The organism is Paraburkholderia sp. RCC_158, from assembly GCF_041355255.1.
GTDB lineage: Bacteria > Pseudomonadota > Gammaproteobacteria > Burkholderiales > Burkholderiaceae > Paraburkholderia > Paraburkholderia graminis.
Window position 1 is genome coordinate 279,472 of record NZ_JBFUPM010000008.1, and the last position, 18,239, is coordinate 297,710.

15 protein-coding genes are annotated in these 18,239 nt (G+C 63.8%); 9 read left to right on the plus strand and 6 right to left on the minus strand.

Features of this window, described 5'->3' with window-relative positions; translation table 11 throughout:
* Positions 1 to 5: 5 nt before the first annotated feature.
* Positions 6 to 929, plus strand: a complete 924-nt coding sequence (locus AB6809_RS18330) for a LysR substrate-binding domain-containing protein (protein WP_029969293.1) — start codon at positions 6 to 8, stop codon at positions 927 to 929.
* 28 nt (positions 930 to 957) lie between these two features.
* Here AB6809_RS18330 and AB6809_RS18335 read toward each other — a convergent pair whose 3' ends face one another.
* On the minus strand, positions 958 to 1,689 hold the full coding sequence (locus AB6809_RS18335) for an IclR family transcriptional regulator (RefSeq protein ID WP_029969294.1): 732 nt from the start codon (positions 1,687 to 1,689) through the stop codon (positions 958 to 960).
* A gap of 162 nt (positions 1,690 to 1,851) precedes the next feature.
* Between AB6809_RS18335 and AB6809_RS18340 the strand changes: the two genes are divergently transcribed.
* The 7 genes from AB6809_RS18340 (at position 1,852) to AB6809_RS18370 (ending at position 12,914) form a co-directional block, all read left to right on the plus strand.
* Positions 1,852 to 2,736, plus strand: a complete 885-nt coding sequence (locus AB6809_RS18340; protein WP_029969297.1) for an aldo/keto reductase — start codon at positions 1,852 to 1,854, stop codon at positions 2,734 to 2,736.
* The gene (locus AB6809_RS18345; protein ID WP_307253894.1) at positions 2,733 to 4,169 is read left to right on the plus strand and encodes an aminotransferase; all 1,437 of its coding nucleotides are present in this window, start codon (positions 2,733 to 2,735) and stop codon (positions 4,167 to 4,169) included. The genes AB6809_RS18340 and AB6809_RS18345 overlap by 4 nt, the downstream gene beginning before the upstream one ends.
* Positions 4,170 to 4,234: 65 nt before the next feature.
* Positions 4,235 to 5,569 (plus strand): FAD-binding oxidoreductase, encoded by a 1,335-nt coding sequence (locus AB6809_RS18350; RefSeq protein WP_029969302.1) that lies wholly within the window; start codon positions 4,235 to 4,237, stop codon positions 5,567 to 5,569.
* A 52-nt stretch (positions 5,570 to 5,621) separates the two neighbouring features.
* Positions 5,622 to 7,661: a hydantoinase/oxoprolinase family protein gene (locus tag AB6809_RS18355; RefSeq protein WP_029969304.1), complete on the plus strand. Its 2,040-nt coding sequence runs from the start codon at positions 5,622 to 5,624 to the stop codon at positions 7,659 to 7,661.
* Positions 7,662 to 7,692: 31 nt separating this feature from the next.
* On the plus strand, positions 7,693 to 9,720 hold the full coding sequence (locus AB6809_RS18360) for a hydantoinase B/oxoprolinase family protein (protein ID WP_029969306.1): 2,028 nt from the start codon (positions 7,693 to 7,695) through the stop codon (positions 9,718 to 9,720).
* A gap of 241 nt (positions 9,721 to 9,961) precedes the next feature.
* Complete coding sequence (locus AB6809_RS18365) at positions 9,962 to 11,533, plus strand: ABC transporter substrate-binding protein (protein WP_006051033.1); 1,572 nt, start codon at positions 9,962 to 9,964, stop codon at positions 11,531 to 11,533.
* A gap of 103 nt (positions 11,534 to 11,636) precedes the next feature.
* On the plus strand, positions 11,637 to 12,914 hold the full coding sequence (locus AB6809_RS18370; protein ID WP_029969308.1) for an FAD-binding oxidoreductase: 1,278 nt from the start codon (positions 11,637 to 11,639) through the stop codon (positions 12,912 to 12,914).
* A gap of 47 nt (positions 12,915 to 12,961) precedes the next feature.
* Here the strand turns inward: AB6809_RS18370 and AB6809_RS18375 are convergent, their stop codons facing one another.
* Positions 12,962 to 13,825: an SDR family oxidoreductase gene (locus AB6809_RS18375; protein ID WP_029969310.1), complete on the minus strand. Its 864-nt coding sequence runs from the start codon at positions 13,823 to 13,825 to the stop codon at positions 12,962 to 12,964.
* Positions 13,826 to 13,926: 101 nt separating this feature from the next.
* Between AB6809_RS18375 and AB6809_RS18380 the strand changes: the two genes are divergently transcribed.
* The gene (locus AB6809_RS18380) at positions 13,927 to 14,826 is read left to right on the plus strand and encodes a LysR family transcriptional regulator (protein WP_029969312.1); all 900 of its coding nucleotides are present in this window, start codon (positions 13,927 to 13,929) and stop codon (positions 14,824 to 14,826) included.
* Positions 14,827 to 14,836: 10 nt separating this feature from the next.
* Here AB6809_RS18380 and AB6809_RS18385 read toward each other — a convergent pair whose 3' ends face one another.
* The 4 genes from AB6809_RS18385 to AB6809_RS18400 form a co-directional block, all read right to left on the minus strand.
* Positions 14,837 to 15,907, minus strand: coding sequence for an SDR family oxidoreductase (locus tag AB6809_RS18385; RefSeq protein WP_006051029.1), 1,071 nt, complete (start codon positions 15,905 to 15,907; stop codon positions 14,837 to 14,839).
* A gap of 70 nt (positions 15,908 to 15,977) precedes the next feature.
* A complete protein-coding gene (locus AB6809_RS18390; protein ID WP_006051028.1) occupies positions 15,978 to 17,057 on the minus strand; it encodes a maleylacetate reductase in 1,080 nt (359 codons plus the stop codon).
* Positions 17,054 to 17,917 carry an intradiol ring-cleavage dioxygenase gene (locus tag AB6809_RS18395; protein ID WP_029969316.1) on the minus strand — a complete coding sequence of 288 codons (864 nt, stop codon included), beginning with the start codon at positions 17,915 to 17,917 and terminating at the stop codon, positions 17,054 to 17,056. The genes AB6809_RS18390 and AB6809_RS18395 overlap by 4 nt, the downstream gene beginning before the upstream one ends.
* Before the next feature lie 20 nt (positions 17,918 to 17,937).
* Positions 17,938 to 18,222, minus strand: coding sequence for a YciI family protein (locus AB6809_RS18400; RefSeq protein WP_006051026.1), 285 nt, complete (start codon positions 18,220 to 18,222; stop codon positions 17,938 to 17,940).
* Positions 18,223 to 18,239 lie beyond the last annotated feature (17 nt).

The following is an 18,239-nucleotide window of genomic DNA, read 5'->3' on the forward strand; positions in this document are numbered from 1 at the left end:
ATGTTATGGACACATCCGAACTCAAGATCCGCCAGATCGAGGCCTTTCGCGCCGTCATGCTTCGGCACACCGTCACCCGCGCCGCCGAGTCGCTGCATATCTCGCAACCCGCGGTGAGCCGTCTTATCGCCGATCTGGAAAGCCGCGTCGGCTTCGTGCTGTTCGATCGTCAGCAGGGGCGGCTCACGCCCACGGCGGAAGCGCGCGTGTTGTCGGAAGAAGTGGAGCGCGCATTCGTCGGCATGGACCGCATCGCGCAGGCGGCGCGGCAGATACGCGCGATGCGGCGCGGCTCGTTGCGCGTGGCAGGCTCGCCCGCCGTGGCGCTCGATTTGCTGCCTTCCGTGATCGCGCGGTTCGTGGAGCGGCATGCGGGTATCGACATCAGCCTGCTCACGCATAGCGCGACGACGGTCGTCGAGAAAGTCGCGTCCGGGCAATGCGATGTCGGCGTGATCGCGGAGCCGATTCCGCATCCGGCCGTTCGGAGCGAACGCCTGGCGAATGCGGTCATGCGTTGCATCGTGCCGCGCGGGCATCGGCTGGCGCGCAAGGCGTCGCTGACTCCCGCGGATTTACGCGGCGAGCGCTTCGTGTCGTTTCCGCAGAGCTTCGATGCACGCAGCGCGATCGACCGCGTTTTCGTCGATGCAGGCATCGCGCGCGATCTCGTGATCGAGGCGCAACTCTCGCAAGCCATCGTGGCGCTCGTCGCGAATGGCGCGGGCGTCGCGCTGATCGATCCGGTCACCGCTGAATTTGCGCGGCAGCGTGTGGCCGTCAGGCCGTTCACGCCCGCCGTGCCGGATCATTTTTATCTCGTGACCAATGGGTCACGGCCGTTATCGCTCGTGGCGGAGACGTTTTGCGGCGCGATGCGGGAAGCGTTCGAGCGCGCGATAGCTGAACCTGATATCCGCAAAAAATAACGGGTGAAATCCACATGCCGCCCGGCTGCTACACCCCAATCGCGGCAGCGGCCTTCGCCACCGCGTTCCCCCACTCTTCAAGACGTGCCGGGTCATAGCGCGATTCCGGCATCGAGATGCAGATGCTCGCCGCCGGCGCGCCGTCCGAGTCGATGACCGGCGCACCAATCGCGCACACCGCCGGACGATACTGCGAGAGATTCACCGAATAGCCGCGTTGCCGGATGCGCTCGAGTTCGAGACGTATCTCGGCCGGATCGGATGGCGTGGTGTCACTGAACTTCGGCAGATCGCGGCTCAGGATTTCGTCGGCGTCGGCTTCCGTCATGTACGCCAGTACCGCCAGGCCCGTCGCGGTCGCATGAAACGGACTCAGATCGCCAATCGGACTGAAGGTGCGCACTGTTTGCGTACAGTCCTCACGATCGATCAGGACCATTGAGTTGGTGCTGTCCGGCACCGACAGATGAACTGTCTCGTTGGTCAAATCGCGCAACTCGCGCATCGGCCCGCGCGCGGCCGCATACAGCGCACCGCCGCGCAGCGCGGCAGGCCGCACGCCGAGGATTCGCGGACCCACTTCCCAGCGTGTCAGGTCGCCGCTCGTCTGGCGAAGCCAGCCGGCCTCGTGAAACGTCAGCAGCGCGCGCTGCACGCTCGACTTCGGCATGTCGAGCAGGCGCGCCAGCACGCCGACGCTGACCGGCTGGTTCTTCGACACAGCTTCGAGAATCTCGAGGCTCTTCAACAAACTTTTCATGCAGGTCTCCGATGAGTGACGGCGACGGGCGAGCGCGCGCCCACGCTGCGCTTGCAACGCAAAAAAGCGCGTGTTACTTTTCGTGCACTGTTAGTGGCACGCCGTGCCGTATTGTGGCACACCTCTTTTAGAGTTGCAAAGCATCGGAGAACGATCAAGGCAATGGGACTCTCTTTTCAGCCGCCCGGCGCTGCGCCGGTTATCGAAGCGCACGGCGCGCGCTTGCCCGCCATCGGCCTCGGCACCTGGCGCTCCACCCATGACGAAGGGGTGCAAGCGGTGCGCGCGGCGCTCGCAGCGGGCTATCGCCATATCGACACGGCGGCGCGTTACGAGAACGAGCAGGCGGTCGGGCAGGCGCTCGCGGCGAGCGGTTTGCCGCGCGACGAAGTGTTCGTCACGACCAAGGTGTGGCACACAGAATTGCGCGCGGCGGATTTCAGGCGTGCCGCCGAGGCGAGCGTCGCGCGGCTCGGGCTCGATCACGTCGATCTGCTGCTGGTGCATTGGCCCAATCCGGATGTGCCGCTCGAAGAGACCATCGGCGCGCTCTGCGACGCGCAGCGCAGCGGCTTGACGCGGCATATCGGCGTATCGAACTTTCCGGCCGCGCTGCTCGATCGCGCGGTCGCGCTTGCTTCTGTGCCATTGGCCGCCAATCAGTGCGAATACCACCCGTATCTCGATCAGACGCGCGTGCTCGACGCGTGCCGGCGGCATCGCATGGTGCTCATTGCGCATACGCCGCTTGGCAGCGGCAAGCTGCTCGCCGATCCGGTCATCGCGGAGATCGCACGCGAATACGGGCGCAAGCCGGCTCAGATCATCTTGCGCTGGCTCGTGCAGCAGCCTGGCGTGGCGGCGATTCCCAAGTCGTCGAATCCGCTGCGCATCGGCGAAAACCTGGCCGTGTTCGATTTCGAACTGGATGCGGGCGCAATGGCGCGCATCGGCGCGCTCACTCGCGCCGACGGCCGCGTGAGCAAGCCCGCGTGGCATCCCGAGTGGGACGCACCTGCGCATTCATCAGCGGCGGACAAACCATGAACTTCATCGACACCGCCATGAACCCCGCCATGAACCCCGCGATGCGCACGCATGGCGAACTGACGCTCGAAACCGACCGGCGGCATCTGATGCATCCCGGCACGCATGCGTCGGATCATGCGTCGGGTCAACTCGATGCGCGCCTCATCTCGCGGGCGAAAGGGATTCGCATCGAGGATCACGCGGGACGCTCGTACATCGACGCGTTCGCAGGACTCTACTGCGTGAACATCGGCTATGGACGCGAGGAAATGGCCGACGCAATCGCCGCGCAGACGCGCGAGTTGTCGTTCTATCACACGTATGCGGGCTTCTCGAACGACCCCGCTGTCGAACTGTCGCGGCGCCTGATCGAAGAGTGGGCGCCGCCCGGCATGAAGAAAGTGTTCTACGGCATGTCGGGCTCGGACGCGAACGAAACGCAGATCAAGCTCGCCTGGTACTACAACAACGTGCTGGGGCGGCCGCGCAAGAAAAAGATCATCGCGCGGCAGCGCAGTTATCACGGCTCGGGCATCGCGACCGGCAGTCTCACGGGGCAGCCCAAGTTTCACGCCGGTTTCGATCTGCCGATGCGCGAAGTGCTGCACACGGCTAGTCCCGACTTCTATCGCGATGCACGTCCCGGCGCGAGCGAAGCGGAGTTCGTCGCGGATTGCGTCGAGCACCTGGAGCAACTGATCGCGCGTGAAGGCGCCGACACGATCGCCGCATTTTTCGGCGAGCCGGTGATGGGCTCGGGCGGCATCGTGCCGCCACCATCAGGTTATTGGCCCGCGATTCAGGCGGTGCTCAGGCGTCACGACATTCTCTTCGCCGTCGATGAAGTGGTGTGCGGTTTCGGCCGGCTCGGTTCGCGCACGGGCAGCGAGCACTACGGTCTCGAGCCGGATCTGATGTCGGTGGCGAAGGGCCTGACGAGCGGGTATCTACCGCTGTCGGGTGTGATCGTCAGCGAGCGCGTGTGGGATGTGATCGAGCGCGGCTCGCGTGAGCAGGGCGCGATGAATCACGGCTGGACCTATTCGGGCCATCCGGTGTGCGCGGCGGCGGCGTTGACGAATCTCGACATCATCGAGCGCGAGCAGCTCGTGAACAACGCAGCGCAGGTTGGCGCTTATTTCCAGGCGCGTTTGCATGAGGCGTTCGACGCGCATCCGCTCGTCGGCAATGTCAGAGGCGTGGGCATGCTCGCCGCGCTCGAACTGATGGCCGGCAAGAGCGAGCGCCGCCCGTTTCCGGCCGCGGCGAAGGCGAGCCAGCGGGTAGCGCAGGCAGCGCTTGCGCGCGGTTTGATCGTGCGTGCGCTCGGCACCAACGACATCGTCGGCTTTGCGCCGCCGCTTGTCGCCACGCGCGCGGACATCGACGAAATTGTCGCGATCGCGCGCCATGCGCTGGATGATGTTAGCGACGCGTTATCCGTGCTGTAGCCGCAAATTTCACGCCCTCGCTTGCCTCGCGAGCGGGGCTCTTCAACTCAACCAGGGACTCGACCGTGTCCACGCGCAAGCAGGTTTTCTCTTCCGATTTCACCGACACGCCGTACTGGTGGCAAGACTGGCGTCCTCATGACGAACTGATGTCGGACGTGCCTCGCGACGCAGACGTGGCGATTGTCGGCGCCGGTTATGCGGGCTTGTCGTGCGCGCTCGAACTCGCGAAGCAGGGCTTGCGCGTGGCGGTGCTCGAAGCGGACGTTCCGGGCATCGGCGCAAGCACGCTAAGCGGCGGCCAGGTATCGGGAGGCGTGAACGTCGGCAAGGCGCCGTCGGGCAAGAAGCTGGATAGTTCGGTATCCGAAGAAAGACAGAGAAGGCTGCTCGGCGAAGCGTCCGTGTCGTACGAAGTGTTTGAAAACATTCTGCGCGACAACGCGATTGAATGCAGCTACGTCAAGGCAGGGCGCATCAACGCAATGTGGACCGATGCGCACATGGCCGCCTGGCGCAAGCGCATCGTCAATCTGAACGCCTATGCGCGCGCCGGCGCACGCATGCTGTCGCGCGACGAATTACGCGGCGAACTGGCGAGCGACATCTATGCGGGCGGCGTGCTGATCGAACGCGCGGGTCAGGTTCATCCGTCGATGATGTTCGCCGGTTTGCTCGCCGCCGCGCGCGGCGCGGGCGTGACCGTATGCAGCCGCGCGGCGGTTCGAAGCATCGCGCGAAGCGGCGCTCAATACCGGGTGGAAACGTCGCGCGGCGTGCTCACGAGCCGGCATGTGGTGATCTGCACGAACGGCTATACCGGTTCGTCGATGCCCGATTTGCAGCGTCGCGTGGTGCCGGTCGTATCGCACCAGATTGCCACCGAGGAATTGCCGGCCGACCTGCGCGCCTCGCTGATACCGAAGCGTCGCGGCATCTCCGAGACACGGCGTGTCGTCAACTACTACCGCTATTCGCCCGACGGCAAACGCCTGCTGTTCGGCGGCCGCGCGCGCTTTTATCACCTCGATCGCCGCCAGTCGGCTGCGGTGCTGCACGCGCAGATGGTCGAGCGTTTCCCGCAGATGGCCGATGTGAAGGTCGCGTATAGCTGGGGCGGCACCGTGGCGCTCACGCTGGATTTTCTCCCGCATCTGGGCCGCACCGCCGATGGCATTTACTACGCGCTCGGCTGCAACGGCAGCGGCGTCGTGATGATGACGTACCTGGGCTACAAGGTCGCGCGGCTGATCGTCGAAGGGCAAGCGCCCGAGACAAGCGCCTACGGCACGCCGATGGTCACGCATCCGCTTTATAGCGGCAAGCCGTGGTTCATGCCCGCGCTCGGCAGTTACTACCAGATTCGCGACGTCATCGACAAACGCAGGCGGCACGCATGAACGGCCGCACATCGCTTGACGCATACCATTTAACACAGGCAAGGGCACGACAATGGGCTTGAGAATCGGAGTCGATATCGGTGGATCGTTCACCGACTTCGCGGTGCTTGACGAGGACACGCGCAGCATCCGCACGCTAAAGGTGTTTTCGCGCCCGGACAGCCCGGGCAGCGAAGTGCTCGCGGGCGTCGAAGGACTGCGCGAGCGCTACGGCATCGAGCCGCACGATGTCACCTATTTCACGCACGGCACGACGGTCGGCGTGAATGCGGTGGTACAGCGCCGCGGACTGAAACTCGGCCTCATCACCACGCGCAATTTCGAAGACGTGCTCGACATCGCGCGCCTGAAGATCCCCGATATGTATCACCTGATGTCGAGCCGTCCCGCGCCGCTCATTCCGCGCGACCGCGTGTTCGGTGTGATCGGGCGACTCGGCGCTGACGGCGAGGAAGAGACACCGGTCGATGAACAAAGCGTGCTCGATGCGATACGCGGCTTGCAGGCGGCGGGCTGCGAAGGCGTGGTGGTGTCGCTGCTGCATTCGTACCGCAACCCGGCGCACGAACAGCAGGTGAAAGCAATTATCGAGGCCACTCTGCCGGGCTTTTTCGTGTCGTGCTCGCATGAGGTCTGGCCCATCATCCGCGAGTACGAGCGCACGGTGACGGCGACTATCGGCGGCTATGTGCAGCCGCGCGTGTCCAACTATCTGACGCAGTTGCAGGCGGCGTTGGCGGAAAGCGGCGTCGCGGCCGATCTGAAAGTCACGAAATCGAACGGCGGCGTGATGAGCGCCGAGCACGGCAAACAGAACTGCGTGCAGATGATTCTGTCCGGCACCGCGTCGGGCGTGATCGGCGCGGCGTATCTCGCGCGCCTTTGTAACGTGAAAGATTGCATGAGCCTCGACATCGGCGGAACGACAGCGGATATCGCGCTGATCGTGGATGGCCAGCCGCAGTACGCGACCGGCGAATACATCGGCGAATTCCAGATTCATATTCCGTCCGTGTCGGTGTCATCGGTCGGCGACGGCGGTGGTTCGATTGCGTGGGTCGACGAATTCGGCGTGCTGAAGGTCGGGCCCGAAAGCGCGGGCTCGAGCCCTGGGCCAGTGTGTTACGGCCGTGGCGGCACGCGCCCGACAATCACCGATGCGTTCGCCGTGATCGGCGTGCTCGGGAGCGCGGCGCTCGGCTACAACGCGGTGAAGGTCGACGTGGACGCGTCGCGGCGGGCAATCGAACCGCTCGCCCGGCGTCTGGGTCTCGACATCTATCAGACGGCCGCGGCCATCATCGAGGTGTCGATCTCCGGCATGTATGCGGGCGTGAGCCGGCTCAGTTCGCGCTTCGGCATCGACCCGCGCACGTTCGCGCTGATGCCGTTCGGCGGCGCGGGGCCGATGCTCGGCTGCTTTCTTGCGCGCGCGCTGAACGTGCGCAATCTGCTGGTGCCGACCACGCCGGGCGTGTTGAGCGCGCTGGGCGGCCTGATCGCCGATACGAAAAACGATTTTGTTCGGACGACGTACTATCCGCTCGACCGCGCTTCGCTCGCCTTGCTCGCGCAAGATCTCGCGCATCTGGAAGCCGACGCGCGCGCATGGGTGATTCGCGAGGCGGGAACGGACGCAAGCGCCGACATCGTCGTATCGGCCGATATGCGCTATCGCGGGCAATCGTTTGAAATCGACACGCCGCTCGCGCGGGAAGCGATCACCGGCGGCGATATCGATGCAATCGCGCAGGCGTTTCACCGCGAACACGCGCGCCTCTTCGGGCATAGCGACGAGAAGTCGCCGATTCAGGTGGTGGCGCTGCGGCTCGTCATCACCGCGCCCACGCCGAAGCCCGCGCTGCCGCGCATCGCGACAGGCGAGGGTGCGCCGCGCGCGGAATCGGAGATCGACGTGTATCTGGACGGCGCGTGGCGGCGCGTCCCGCTTTACCGGCGCTCCGCGCTGCTCGCCGGACACCGGTTCGCCGGGCCCGCGATCGTCGCGCAGGACGACACCACGACATGCGTGCTGCCGGGTTTCGACGGACGCGTGGACGAATACGGCAACCTCTTTCTCGAAGCGGTCTGATAGATCGATAGATCGATCCAGGAAACACACCATGACATTCGATAAATCCGTCCTTCAGATCTTCGCGAACTATTGCGTCGCGGCCGCCGAAAGCATGGCGTACACGCTCGTGCGAACCGCGCACTCGGCGTTCGTGAAGGAGACGGAAGACTTCTCCTGCACGCTGATGAACACGCGCGGCCTGACTTTCGCATCGCCGAAAACGCTGGGCGCGACCTGGTATCCCGGACTCGACTTCGGCGCGGTGATCGACATGATCGATCACTACGAGCCGGGCGACATCTGCATGACGAACGACGCGTATAGCGGCTACGTCGCCACTCATACGCCGGACGTGATGATGTGGAAGCCGGTGTTCTTCGGCGGCGAGATTGTCTGCTATGTCGGCGGGCACATTCACAACACCGATATGGGCGGCGCGGTGCCCGCGTCGCTGTCGCGCACGCTCACTGAGATCTATCAGGAAGGTATTCGTTTCGCGCCGACCAAGATCGTCCGCGCGGGCGTGCTCGATGAAGCATTGCTCGAACATATGGCGATCAACGTGCGCGCGGCCGAGCAGAATCGCGGCGACCTGAAGGCGCAGATCGCGATGCTGATGACCGGCGAGCGGCGTGTGCTCGAAATCATCGAGCGCTTCGGCATCGAGCAGTTTCGCGCCGGCATGGACGCGCTGCTCGACTATTCGGAGGAGCAGGCGCGCACGATCGTGCGCGGCATGCCGGATGGCGAGTACTTCTTCGCCGAGTACGCCGACGAAGATTCCGTCAACGGCAAGCCGTTGCGTGTTGCGCTGACGCTGACGGTGAAGGACGGCTCGCTCGTGTTCGACTTCACGGGCAGCGATCCGCAACTGAGTTCGTCGCTGAATATGCCCACGGGCGGCAAGGAGCGCCATGTGCTCGCGCTCGTCGGCCTGAACTACGTGCTGTATTCGCTGAACCCCGATCTGCTGCTGAATGCGGGCATGCTGAAAGTCGCGCGCTGCATCCTGCCTGAAGGCACGATCATGAACTGCGTGCCGCCGGCCGCGGTCGGCATGCGCAGTCTGACTGCGAAGGTCGCACAGTACGTCACCTTCGGCGCATTTTCGATGGTGTGCCCCGAGCGCCTGCCGGCCTGTCCCGCGGGCGGCATGTCGATTCTCAACGTGAAGACCGTCGACCGCAACGGCCGCACGGTGATCGCGTCGATCGGACCGGTGGGCGGCGGCGCGGGCGGCATGGCGTCGGCTGACGGCTCGGACGCATCGGGTGCGAATGTCGCGTTCCTGCGCAACACGCCGGTCGAAATCAACGAAGCCGAAGTGCCGATCCGCATCACGCGCTATGGCGTGGTGCCTGGCAGCGCCGGCGCCGGCAAGTTTCGCGGCGGGCTTGGAACGGTGATGGAATTTCGCGTGTCGTCGCCGGGTACGCTCGTCACGGCGCGCAATCGCGACCGCTCGCGCTTCGCTTCGTGGGGCGTGCTGGGCGGCAAGGCGGGCGCCGTATCGCGGTTTACCCGCAACCCTGGTACGGACAGCGAAGAAGATCTCGGCGTGACCGATCTCGTGATGTGCGGCCCCGGCGATGTGATCCGTCTCGAAGGCTGCGGTGGCGGCGGCTATGGCGATCCGTACGAACGAGACGTGCAGAAGGTGCTCGAAGACGTGCGACGCGGCTATCTGTCCGTCGATCAGGCGCGCGAGTTGTATGGCGTGGTGTTTGCCACAGAAGCCGAAACCGGTGCCATCGATGCAGCCGCGACCCTGCATATGCGCGCCACCGCGAAGAGCGACGCGCAGCGGCGGCCGGCCTCTCACTTCGACTATGGCGCGGAGCGCAACGCGTACGAAGCGAAATGGACGCGCGAGCGCTACGACGTGCTGACCGGCATTCTTTCGCGTGCGCCGGTGGTATGGCGGCATTTTCTCAAGCACAAGATCTTCGATGCACTCGATGCAAGAGAAGCGGCCGGCACCTTGGAGCCGGGGTCAACAGTGATCACGCAACTGTATGAAGAAGTGCTGCAACGCTATCCGCAGTTGCTTGAAGTCGAGGCATCGGCGAGCGCCTGATATCGCCCGTTGATGCCGCGCTTGCAGTGAGTCTTTCGCGCATAACCGGCGACCATGCAAATTGCCGCGTTAGCGCCGCAGGAACAGTTTGTTTATGCCGTCTGCCCTTTTTTGTCGGCGCTTTACGCGGTTTCTGCAGGCATACGATGCTGCTAACGAGCCGCGAAAAAATCTTCTCGCTGCCTATACGAACTTCTATGCAACATTGCCAGGATCACTTACCTCTGCGGAGCCAATTCAGATGAACGACGAAACGAATAGCCGCGGCATCAGCCGCCGCGACATGATGCGCATGTTGGCTGGGACCGGCATGATGGTAGCCGGCGGGGGACTCCTGACGGCCGCGCCGGGCGCGCTTGCCGCCGAGGTTCCGAAGAAGGGCGGCAGCATTCGCGTCGCCTATAACGCGGGCTCCGTATCGGATACGCTCGATCCCGCAGCGGGCTCGACCGGCGGCGACTATATCCGCTTCTTCATGTTTTACAGCGGCCTGACGCAACTTGACGAAAGCCTCACGCCGCGCATGAACATCGCGGAGTCGGTGTCGAGCGCGGACGCGAAGACGTGGATCATCAAACTGCGCTCAGGCGTCACTTTCCACGACGGCAAGACGCTTACTTCCGCCGACGTCGTGTACTCGCTGATGCGTCACAAGAATCCGCAAACGGCCTCGCGCGTGAAGACACTCGCCGACCAGTTCGCGAGCGTGACGGCGAGCGGGCCGAACGAAGTGACGTTGACGCTGCAGGTGCCGAATGCCGATCTGCCCGTGATTCTCGCGACGCCGCAACTCGTCATCGTCAAGGACGGCACGACCAACTTCAACTCGGCGATCGGCACCGGTCCCTACAAGCTGAAAAGTTTCGCGCCGGGCGCGGGCACGGTGGGCGTGCGCAACGCCAACTACTGGAAGCCGGGGCAGCCGTATCTCGACCAGATCGAACTGATCAGCATCAGCGACAACGCAGCGCGTGTCAGCGCGCTGCTCGCCGGGGACGTCCATCTGATCAACTCGGTCGATCCCCGTTCGACGCGGCGCATCTCGTCGACGCCGGGGTACGAAGTCAAGGAGACGAAGTCCGGCCTGTACACGGACCTGATCATGCGTCGCGACAACACGCTGACGGGCAACCCCGATTTTGTGAAGGGCATGAAGTACATGTTCGATCGCGAGCAGATCCGCTCCGCGGTGTTTCTCGGCTATGCGGTGACCGGCAACGATCAGCCGATTCCGCCGGGTCATCGGTACTTCAATGCTTCGCTGCCGCAGCGCGGCTTCGACCTCGACAAGGCGAAGTTTTATATGCAGAAGGCCGGCGCGGTCGGAACTACATTGCCGCCGATCTATGCCACCACCGACGCCAACGGCTCCATTGAAATGGCGCAGTTGATCCAGCAAACGGCCGCGAAGATCGGCGTGAATCTGAGCGTGAATCGCGTCCCGTCCGACGGTTACTGGTCGAATCACTGGATGAAGCATCCGCTCGGTTTCGGCAGCATCAACCCGCGGCCTAGCGCGGATGTGCTGTTCACGCAGTTCTTCAAATCCGATGCGCCGTGGAATGAATCGGCGTGGAAGGACCCGAAGTTCGATCAATTGCTCGTGAGCGCGCGCGGCGAGACCGACGACGCGAAACGCAAGCAGATGTACGGCGAAATGCAGGCGCTGGTCACGGACGAAGGCGGCATCGGCATCCCGTCGTTCATCAGTCTGATCGATGCAAACGACAAGCGCCTTAAAGGGCTCGGCGCGATTCCGACCGGCGCGATGATGGGTTTTTCGTTCGCCGAATATGCGTGGTGGTCGGCATGAGCGAGGCGGGCGCTCGCTATTGATCGCTATGGTGACCGGCTCGCCGCCGACGCTTCGCTCGCTGGCAAAGCCGGTCTGCTCCGACATTCAATTAGAAAATGCAATGAAGCTAGATTCGTACTGGCTGGACACCGCTCCTGACTTCAACGAGGGCGCCGACGGTCCCGTCGAGGGGCGCAGCGATGTGGTCGTGATCGGCGGCGGCTTTACAGGTCTATCGGCCGCGCTGGAACTTGCGTTGCGTGGGACGTCGGTCACGGTGCTCGAGGCGGGGCGGATCGCGGGCCAGGCATCGGGGCGCAACGGCGGACAATGCAACACCGGCGTCGCGCAAGACTTCGCTTCGCTCGCGGCCAGCGTCGGGCTGGAACAAGCGCGCGCGTTTTACCGTGCGTACGAAAACGCGGTACAGACGGTCGAATCCATCGTCACGCAACATCGGATCGACTGTGATTTCGTGCGTAGCGGCAAGCTCAAACTCGCGGCCAAGCCGAAGCACTTCGACAAGCTCGCGCGGACCTACGACGTGTTGCATCGCGAAGTCGATCAGGATATCGAACTGATTGGGCCGGCGCGCATGCGCACCGAAGTCGGCTCCGATGGTTTTCATGGCGGACTGCTGCAACGCAACGGCGCGCAGATGCATATGGGCAAGTTCGGCGTGGGGCTCGCGCAGGCGGCGGCGCGTCACGGGGCGCGCATCTTCCAGAACGCGGCGGTCACGCAGATCAGGCGAATCGCCGGTGGCGGTTACGAGATTACTTGTGCCCGCGGCGTGGTTCGGGCGGACAACGTGCTGGTGGCGACAGGGCCTTCGCGGCAAGGTCCGCTGCAATGGTTCCAGCAACGAATGGCGCCTGTCGGCAGTTTTATCGTCGTGACAGAGCCGCTTTCGAAGGGGCAACTGGACGCGCTTTTTCCGCAGCGGCGCAACTATGTGACGTCGCTGAACATCGGCAACTACTTTCGCGTCACGCCTGATAACCGGCTGCTGTGGGGCGGGCGAGCGAGATTCGCAATGTCCGATCCGCGCTCCGATGCGAAAAGCGGCCACGTGCTGCAAGCCAATCTCGCGAAGTACTTTCCCGAGTTGGCCACGACGAGAGTCGACTATTGCTGGGGCGGTCTCGTGGACATCACCGTGGACCGTCTTCCGCGCGCCGGACAACACGACGGGCTTTACTACTCGATGGGTTACAGCGGGCACGGCGTGCAGATGTCCACGCATATGGGCCGCGTGATGGCGGACGTGATGTCCGGTTCCGCCGATGCCAACCCGTGGCGCGCGCTGCCGTGGCCGCCCGTGCCGGCGCATGCCGCGCGCCGGTGGATGCTGCCGCTCGTCGGCGTCTACTATCGGCTGCAGGACGTTCTGCACTGAGCCGATGCGGTGCGCGCTCGCGCACCGCATGCAACGGCGCGTGAGACTCAGCCGACGAGGCCGGCGGCGAAGTCGCGGTATGAGTGCAGTGGCCGGCCGAGGATGCTAACAAGCCGAGCGACGTCGCCGGCTTCCGGCACCATCCCGTCGCTGACGAAGCGCTCGGCCATCAGGCGCATTTCGTACGCCATCCACTTCGGCAGGAAGTTCGTCAGGTTCTGCTCGAACTGGCTGGGATCGTCGCCGCCGTAGGCAACCGGCCGGCCAAGCAGTTCCGACCAGATGGACGCGAGGCCCGGACCCGTCAACGTGTCAGGCCCAACGAGGTTGATGACGTCGACAGGCAGTTTGCCGGGCGCCTGATCCCGACGCAGCAGTTCGATTGCCGCGACCTCCGCGATGTCGCGCGTGTCGACCATCGCGACGCCCTTGCTGCCGATCGGCATCGGGTAGACGCCGTGGTTCAGGATGACGTCCTTGATCGTCAGATCGTTATCGATGAAGTACGCCGGACGCAGGATAGTCGCGTTAAAGCCCATCTGTTCGATCATCCGCTCGGCGCCGGACTTCACCGCAAAATGCGGCACGTTCACGGAGCGCTCAGCGTGCATGACCGACAGGTAGACCACGCGCTCGACGCCCGACTCGCGGGCAACGTTGAGCGTGATGAGTGCCTGAGTGAATTCGTCGGCTGCCACGGCGTTGAGCAGGAACAGCGTGCGCACGCCGCTGAACGCGCTGCGCAGCGAGTCGATATCGAGCATGTCGCCTTGGGCCACGGCGACATCGGCAGGAAAGTCGGCCTTCGACGGATCGCGGACAAGCACGCGCACTTTGGCACCGCGCTTGACGAGCTGGTCGGCGACCTGGCGGCCGACACGGCCGGTGGCACCGGTAACGAGGATAGTCATGGTGTTACTCCTTGGGTTGGTTGGGACGCCTCCAAGGTAAGTGATCCATGCGTGGTCCGGAAGATGTTATAAAGAGACGGGGTATCTCACTGGTGGAACACATGGACCTTCTTGCTCTCGCGGATTTCAATCTCGTTGCCCGTCACGGGAGCTTCGGCGAGGCCGCCCGCGTGGCCGAGCGTCCGAAGGCCACGCTCTCGCGCAGGGTCAGCGAACTCGAGGACAGCCTGGGTCTCAGGTTGTTCGAACGCGGATCCCGCGGAGTGAAACTCACGCAGGAAGGATGCGCGCTTTACGAGCGGACCGGTGCGCTTCTCGCTGAGCTTGCGGACAGCGCCGCCGCCATCACGTCGGGTAGCGAACACCCGCGCGGCCGACTGCGCATCAGCGCGCCGGCGCTCTTTTCGCAGATCGCGATGGGCAAGCTGGTCGCCACCTTTGCGCTGAAATACCCCGACATTCGACTCGAAGTGACGACCGAAGATCGTCCCGTCGATATGGTCGAGGAAGGCTACGATCTGGTGATCCGCGTGAACCCCGATGTGGACGAGAGCCTGATCGGCCGCGTGTTCCTGCGCGACCGGCTGGTCGTCGTGGCCACACCGGGCCTGGCGCGGCCGACGGATGGGTCGAGTGTTCCGGCTGTCGTTCGCGGGACGCCTGACCGGATCGCCGCGTGGGACGTCACGGGCCCGAAGGGAAAATCGCGCATCTCGATCACGCCGGTTGCGCACCTTTCGTCGCTGCTCATGGTCCGCGATACGGTGCGTCTTGGCGTAGGCGCCGCAAGGCTGCCGCTGTCGCTCGTGAGTCATGACATCGCGGCCGGCAGGCTTGCGCATTGGGGCGATGTGGACGGTCCCGACATCCCGCTATGGGCGCTTTATCCTTCGCGACGCTTGCTAAGCCCTCGGGTCTCCGCCTTTCTCGATCACATCAAGGAAGCGTTTCCTCTCGGAAAGCCCGAGGAACTGGCGGGATTTATTGGGTTGGATCCGTGAGGCGTGCCCTCTACGAAGGTATGACGCGTTCCTCTTTCAGTTTGTCGAAGAGTGCGAAGAACGCATCCGGCGTGCTCTGATAGTCGAGGAAGCCGGCTTTGCGGCTCTTGCTCATGTCGGTCAGCACTTCCATCGGACGTCCGAGATCGGCGTCCGTATGCCACCACGACACGAGCTTTTCGATGCTCGCTTCCCTCAATTGATAGCGGGCCGCGATTGTCGCCCATTGTTCGCCGGCTCCCTGCATGCGATGTTCAAGCGGACGCGTCTCACCGTCGAAAGGCGCAGGCTCGATGCCGAAGTACTGCGCCAGTTGCGACCACATCCATTGCCAGCGGAACACGTCGCCATTCACAACGTTGAAGTCCTCGTTGCGCGCGGCGGGCGACGTTGAAGCCCACTCGAGATGTCGCGCAAGCAGGCGCGCGTCGGTCATATCCGTGAGACCGTTCCATTGCGCGGCCGAACCGGGAAACATGAACGGTTGTCCCGTTTCCTTGCACAGCGTCGCGTACACGGCGAGCGTCACGCCCATGTTCATCGCGTTGCCGAGCGCGAAGCCGATAATCGTATGCGGCCGATGCACGCTCCAGTTAAAGCCATACTGACGCGCTGCTTCGAATAGCCGGTCTTCCTGCTCGTAATAGAAATTGTCGACGGGTTGGCGGCCCTGTTCCTCGCGAAACGGCGTAAGCGGCACAGTGCCCTGCGCATACGCTTCGAACGGTCCGAGATAGTGTTTGAGCCCTGTGACGAGAGCCGCATGTTCCAGCGTACCGGACGGTCCCAGCGCGTCCAGTACGTGACGGACCATTGCACCGTTCACTTCGATGTTCTCGCGCTCGGTCGCCTGTCGCGACCAAGCAGTAAAGAAAACGTGCGTGAACTGCCGGCCCTGAAGCGCATTGGCGACGGATGCGGCGGAAGTCAGATCGGCAGTGACGGACTCCATCGCGCGATTCGCTGCGCTCCGGCCGCGTGAAAGACCTGTCACGTCCCAGTCTCCGCACGCGAGTAGATGTTGCGCGAGATTGCCGCCGACGATGCCCGTCGCGCCGATGATGAGTGCCCGTTTTTTCATAGCGAATTGAAATTGAAAAGTGTCTGTTTGCAGGAGTATTTGCGGAGCCGCGCTTCGGTAAGGGAAGCGCTTATACGCTTTCGAACGTGCGGCTGTCGGGCCGCATGCCGTCGAAAGCTGAAGTGAGCAAGCGGTGTACCGCTTCGTATGAGAGTGGCCGCGGGTTGTAATACGGCGCCTGCATTGCGGCGGCCGCAGCCGTCGGAATATCCGCTGCGCGCAGGCCCAGCGCTTTGAGAGACGCCGGCGCATGAAGCGAGCGGCCAAGGTCGTAGAGCGAGGTCGCGGGCTCCGGCGTATCGAGCGCTCTGCACAGACGTTCGTGTGCCGCTGGCGCTGCCGGCAGATTGAACGCCATCGAGTACGGCAGCATCACCGCATGAGTTTCCGCGTGCGGCAGATCGAACATACCGCCGAGCGTGTGGCACAGCTTGTGATGCAACGCCATGCCGACGCTCCCCAGCACGGTCCCGCATAGCCATGCACCGTACTGGGCGGCTTCGCGTGCCGCGATGTCGTCCGGCTGTTCGACGATGCGCGGCAACGCATGCGCGAGACTGCGGATGCCTTCTTCCGCGAAGAGCGACATCACGGGATTGGCGTCCTGCGCATAGAGCCCTTCGGCGGCGTGCGCGATCGCGTTGAGGCCGCTCGTGGCCGACAGCGCTGCCGGCAAGGTCAGCGTGAGGCACGCGTCGTAGATCACGGTGCGCGGCAGTACACGGTAGCTCTTGCCGGTCTTTTTCTCTCCGGCGGACGTCATGCCGTAGATCGGCGTGACTTCGGAGCCCGCGTAGGTCGTCGGAATCGCGAGGATCGGTAACGACGTTTCCAGCGCGATGGCTTTTGCGAGCCCCAGCGTCGACCCGCCGCCCGCCGCGACCAGTCCATCGGCGCCCGCTGCGAGCGCGGCCGCAACGCCTTCCTGCGCGGTTTCGACGGGCACATGCATGACGGCCCGATCGAACACGTCTGCGCAGTGCTCGCCGGCTATCCTGCGCACGCGGTCGGCGAGAAAACGTTGCTCCGGTGTGCAGAGCACGAGCGCGCGCCGAATGCACAGTTCGTCGAGTTCCTCCGCGACGCGCTCGATCGCTCCCGCGCCGAACACGATGCGGCCGGGCCGGCTGGTGTAGGTGAAGGCAATCATGACGATCGGCTCAAGACAAAGTCGAATTCGAGGGTGCTGAAGGGCGTCGTCATTGCGGTGCCGTCGGGCGCCGTGCCGCTCTCGTGATGAATCCACTGCGCAATCAGCGACGAGCGCACGCCAAACACGGCGTCTGAATCGAGGTAACGATCGCCGTCGCGGAACACGTGCGTGACGAGCCGTTCATAGCCGGGCGCCGTGATCATGAAATGCAGATGCGCAGGGCGCCACGGATGGCGCCCCAGCGCTTCGAGCATTCGCCCCACCGGACCATCGTGCGGAATCGGGTAGGGCACCGCGACGATCGAGCGAAAGTGATAGCGCCCATCGGAAAGACTATGCAACACGCCGCGCGCGCGGTGCGTGTCGGCGTCGCTGTGCTGGACGTCGTAGAAACCATCGGCGTCCGCCTGCCAGACTTCGATGCGTGCGCCGCTCACCGGTTCGCCGTCCCGGCCGCGCACCACGCCCGACACGAAGCACGGTTCGCCTCGCGCGCCGTTGGCCACGTCGTCGCCGTTGCGATACTCGGGCGCATGGTCGACGAAAAACGGCCCGAAAACCGTGGCTTCCGTGCAGCCTTGAGGCTTGCGATGCGCCATCGCGGTCACGAGCATCGAAAGGCCGAGCGTATCCGACAGCAGAATGAATTCCTGACGGCGCTCGTCGGTGATATGGCCGACCTCGGTGAGAAAGCGGATACCGGCTTCCCATTCGCGTTCGGTCAAGCCGACTTCGCGGGCGAAGTCGTGCAGATGCCGCACGAGACTCGTGACGATCGTCTTCAGCCGCTCATCGGGTGCGTGTTCGTGGCGTGCAAGAACGGCATCCGTGATGGTGTTTTCGTCGAGGTTTCGCATGAATCGATTCCTTGATCTGCCTAGCGGTTGTCGACGCGCTTGAGGAACGGGCGGATATCGACAGTACGCCAGATTCCAGCCTTGTTGAACGGGTCGTTGCTGTTAAAGCGCATCACGTCGCCGATCTCGTCGGCTTCGAAAAGAAAGAAACTGCCGATCATCGTTTCCTCGTCGCCGGCCAGCAGCGGGCCCGACATGACCATTCTGACTGGCGACGTGGCCAGGTACGCCTTGTGTTCTTCGTAATGGGCAAGGCGGCGTTCGACCATGTTGTCGTGGTCGAGGCAGTAGACGGTGTAGTGCATCGTGACTCCGGAGTAAG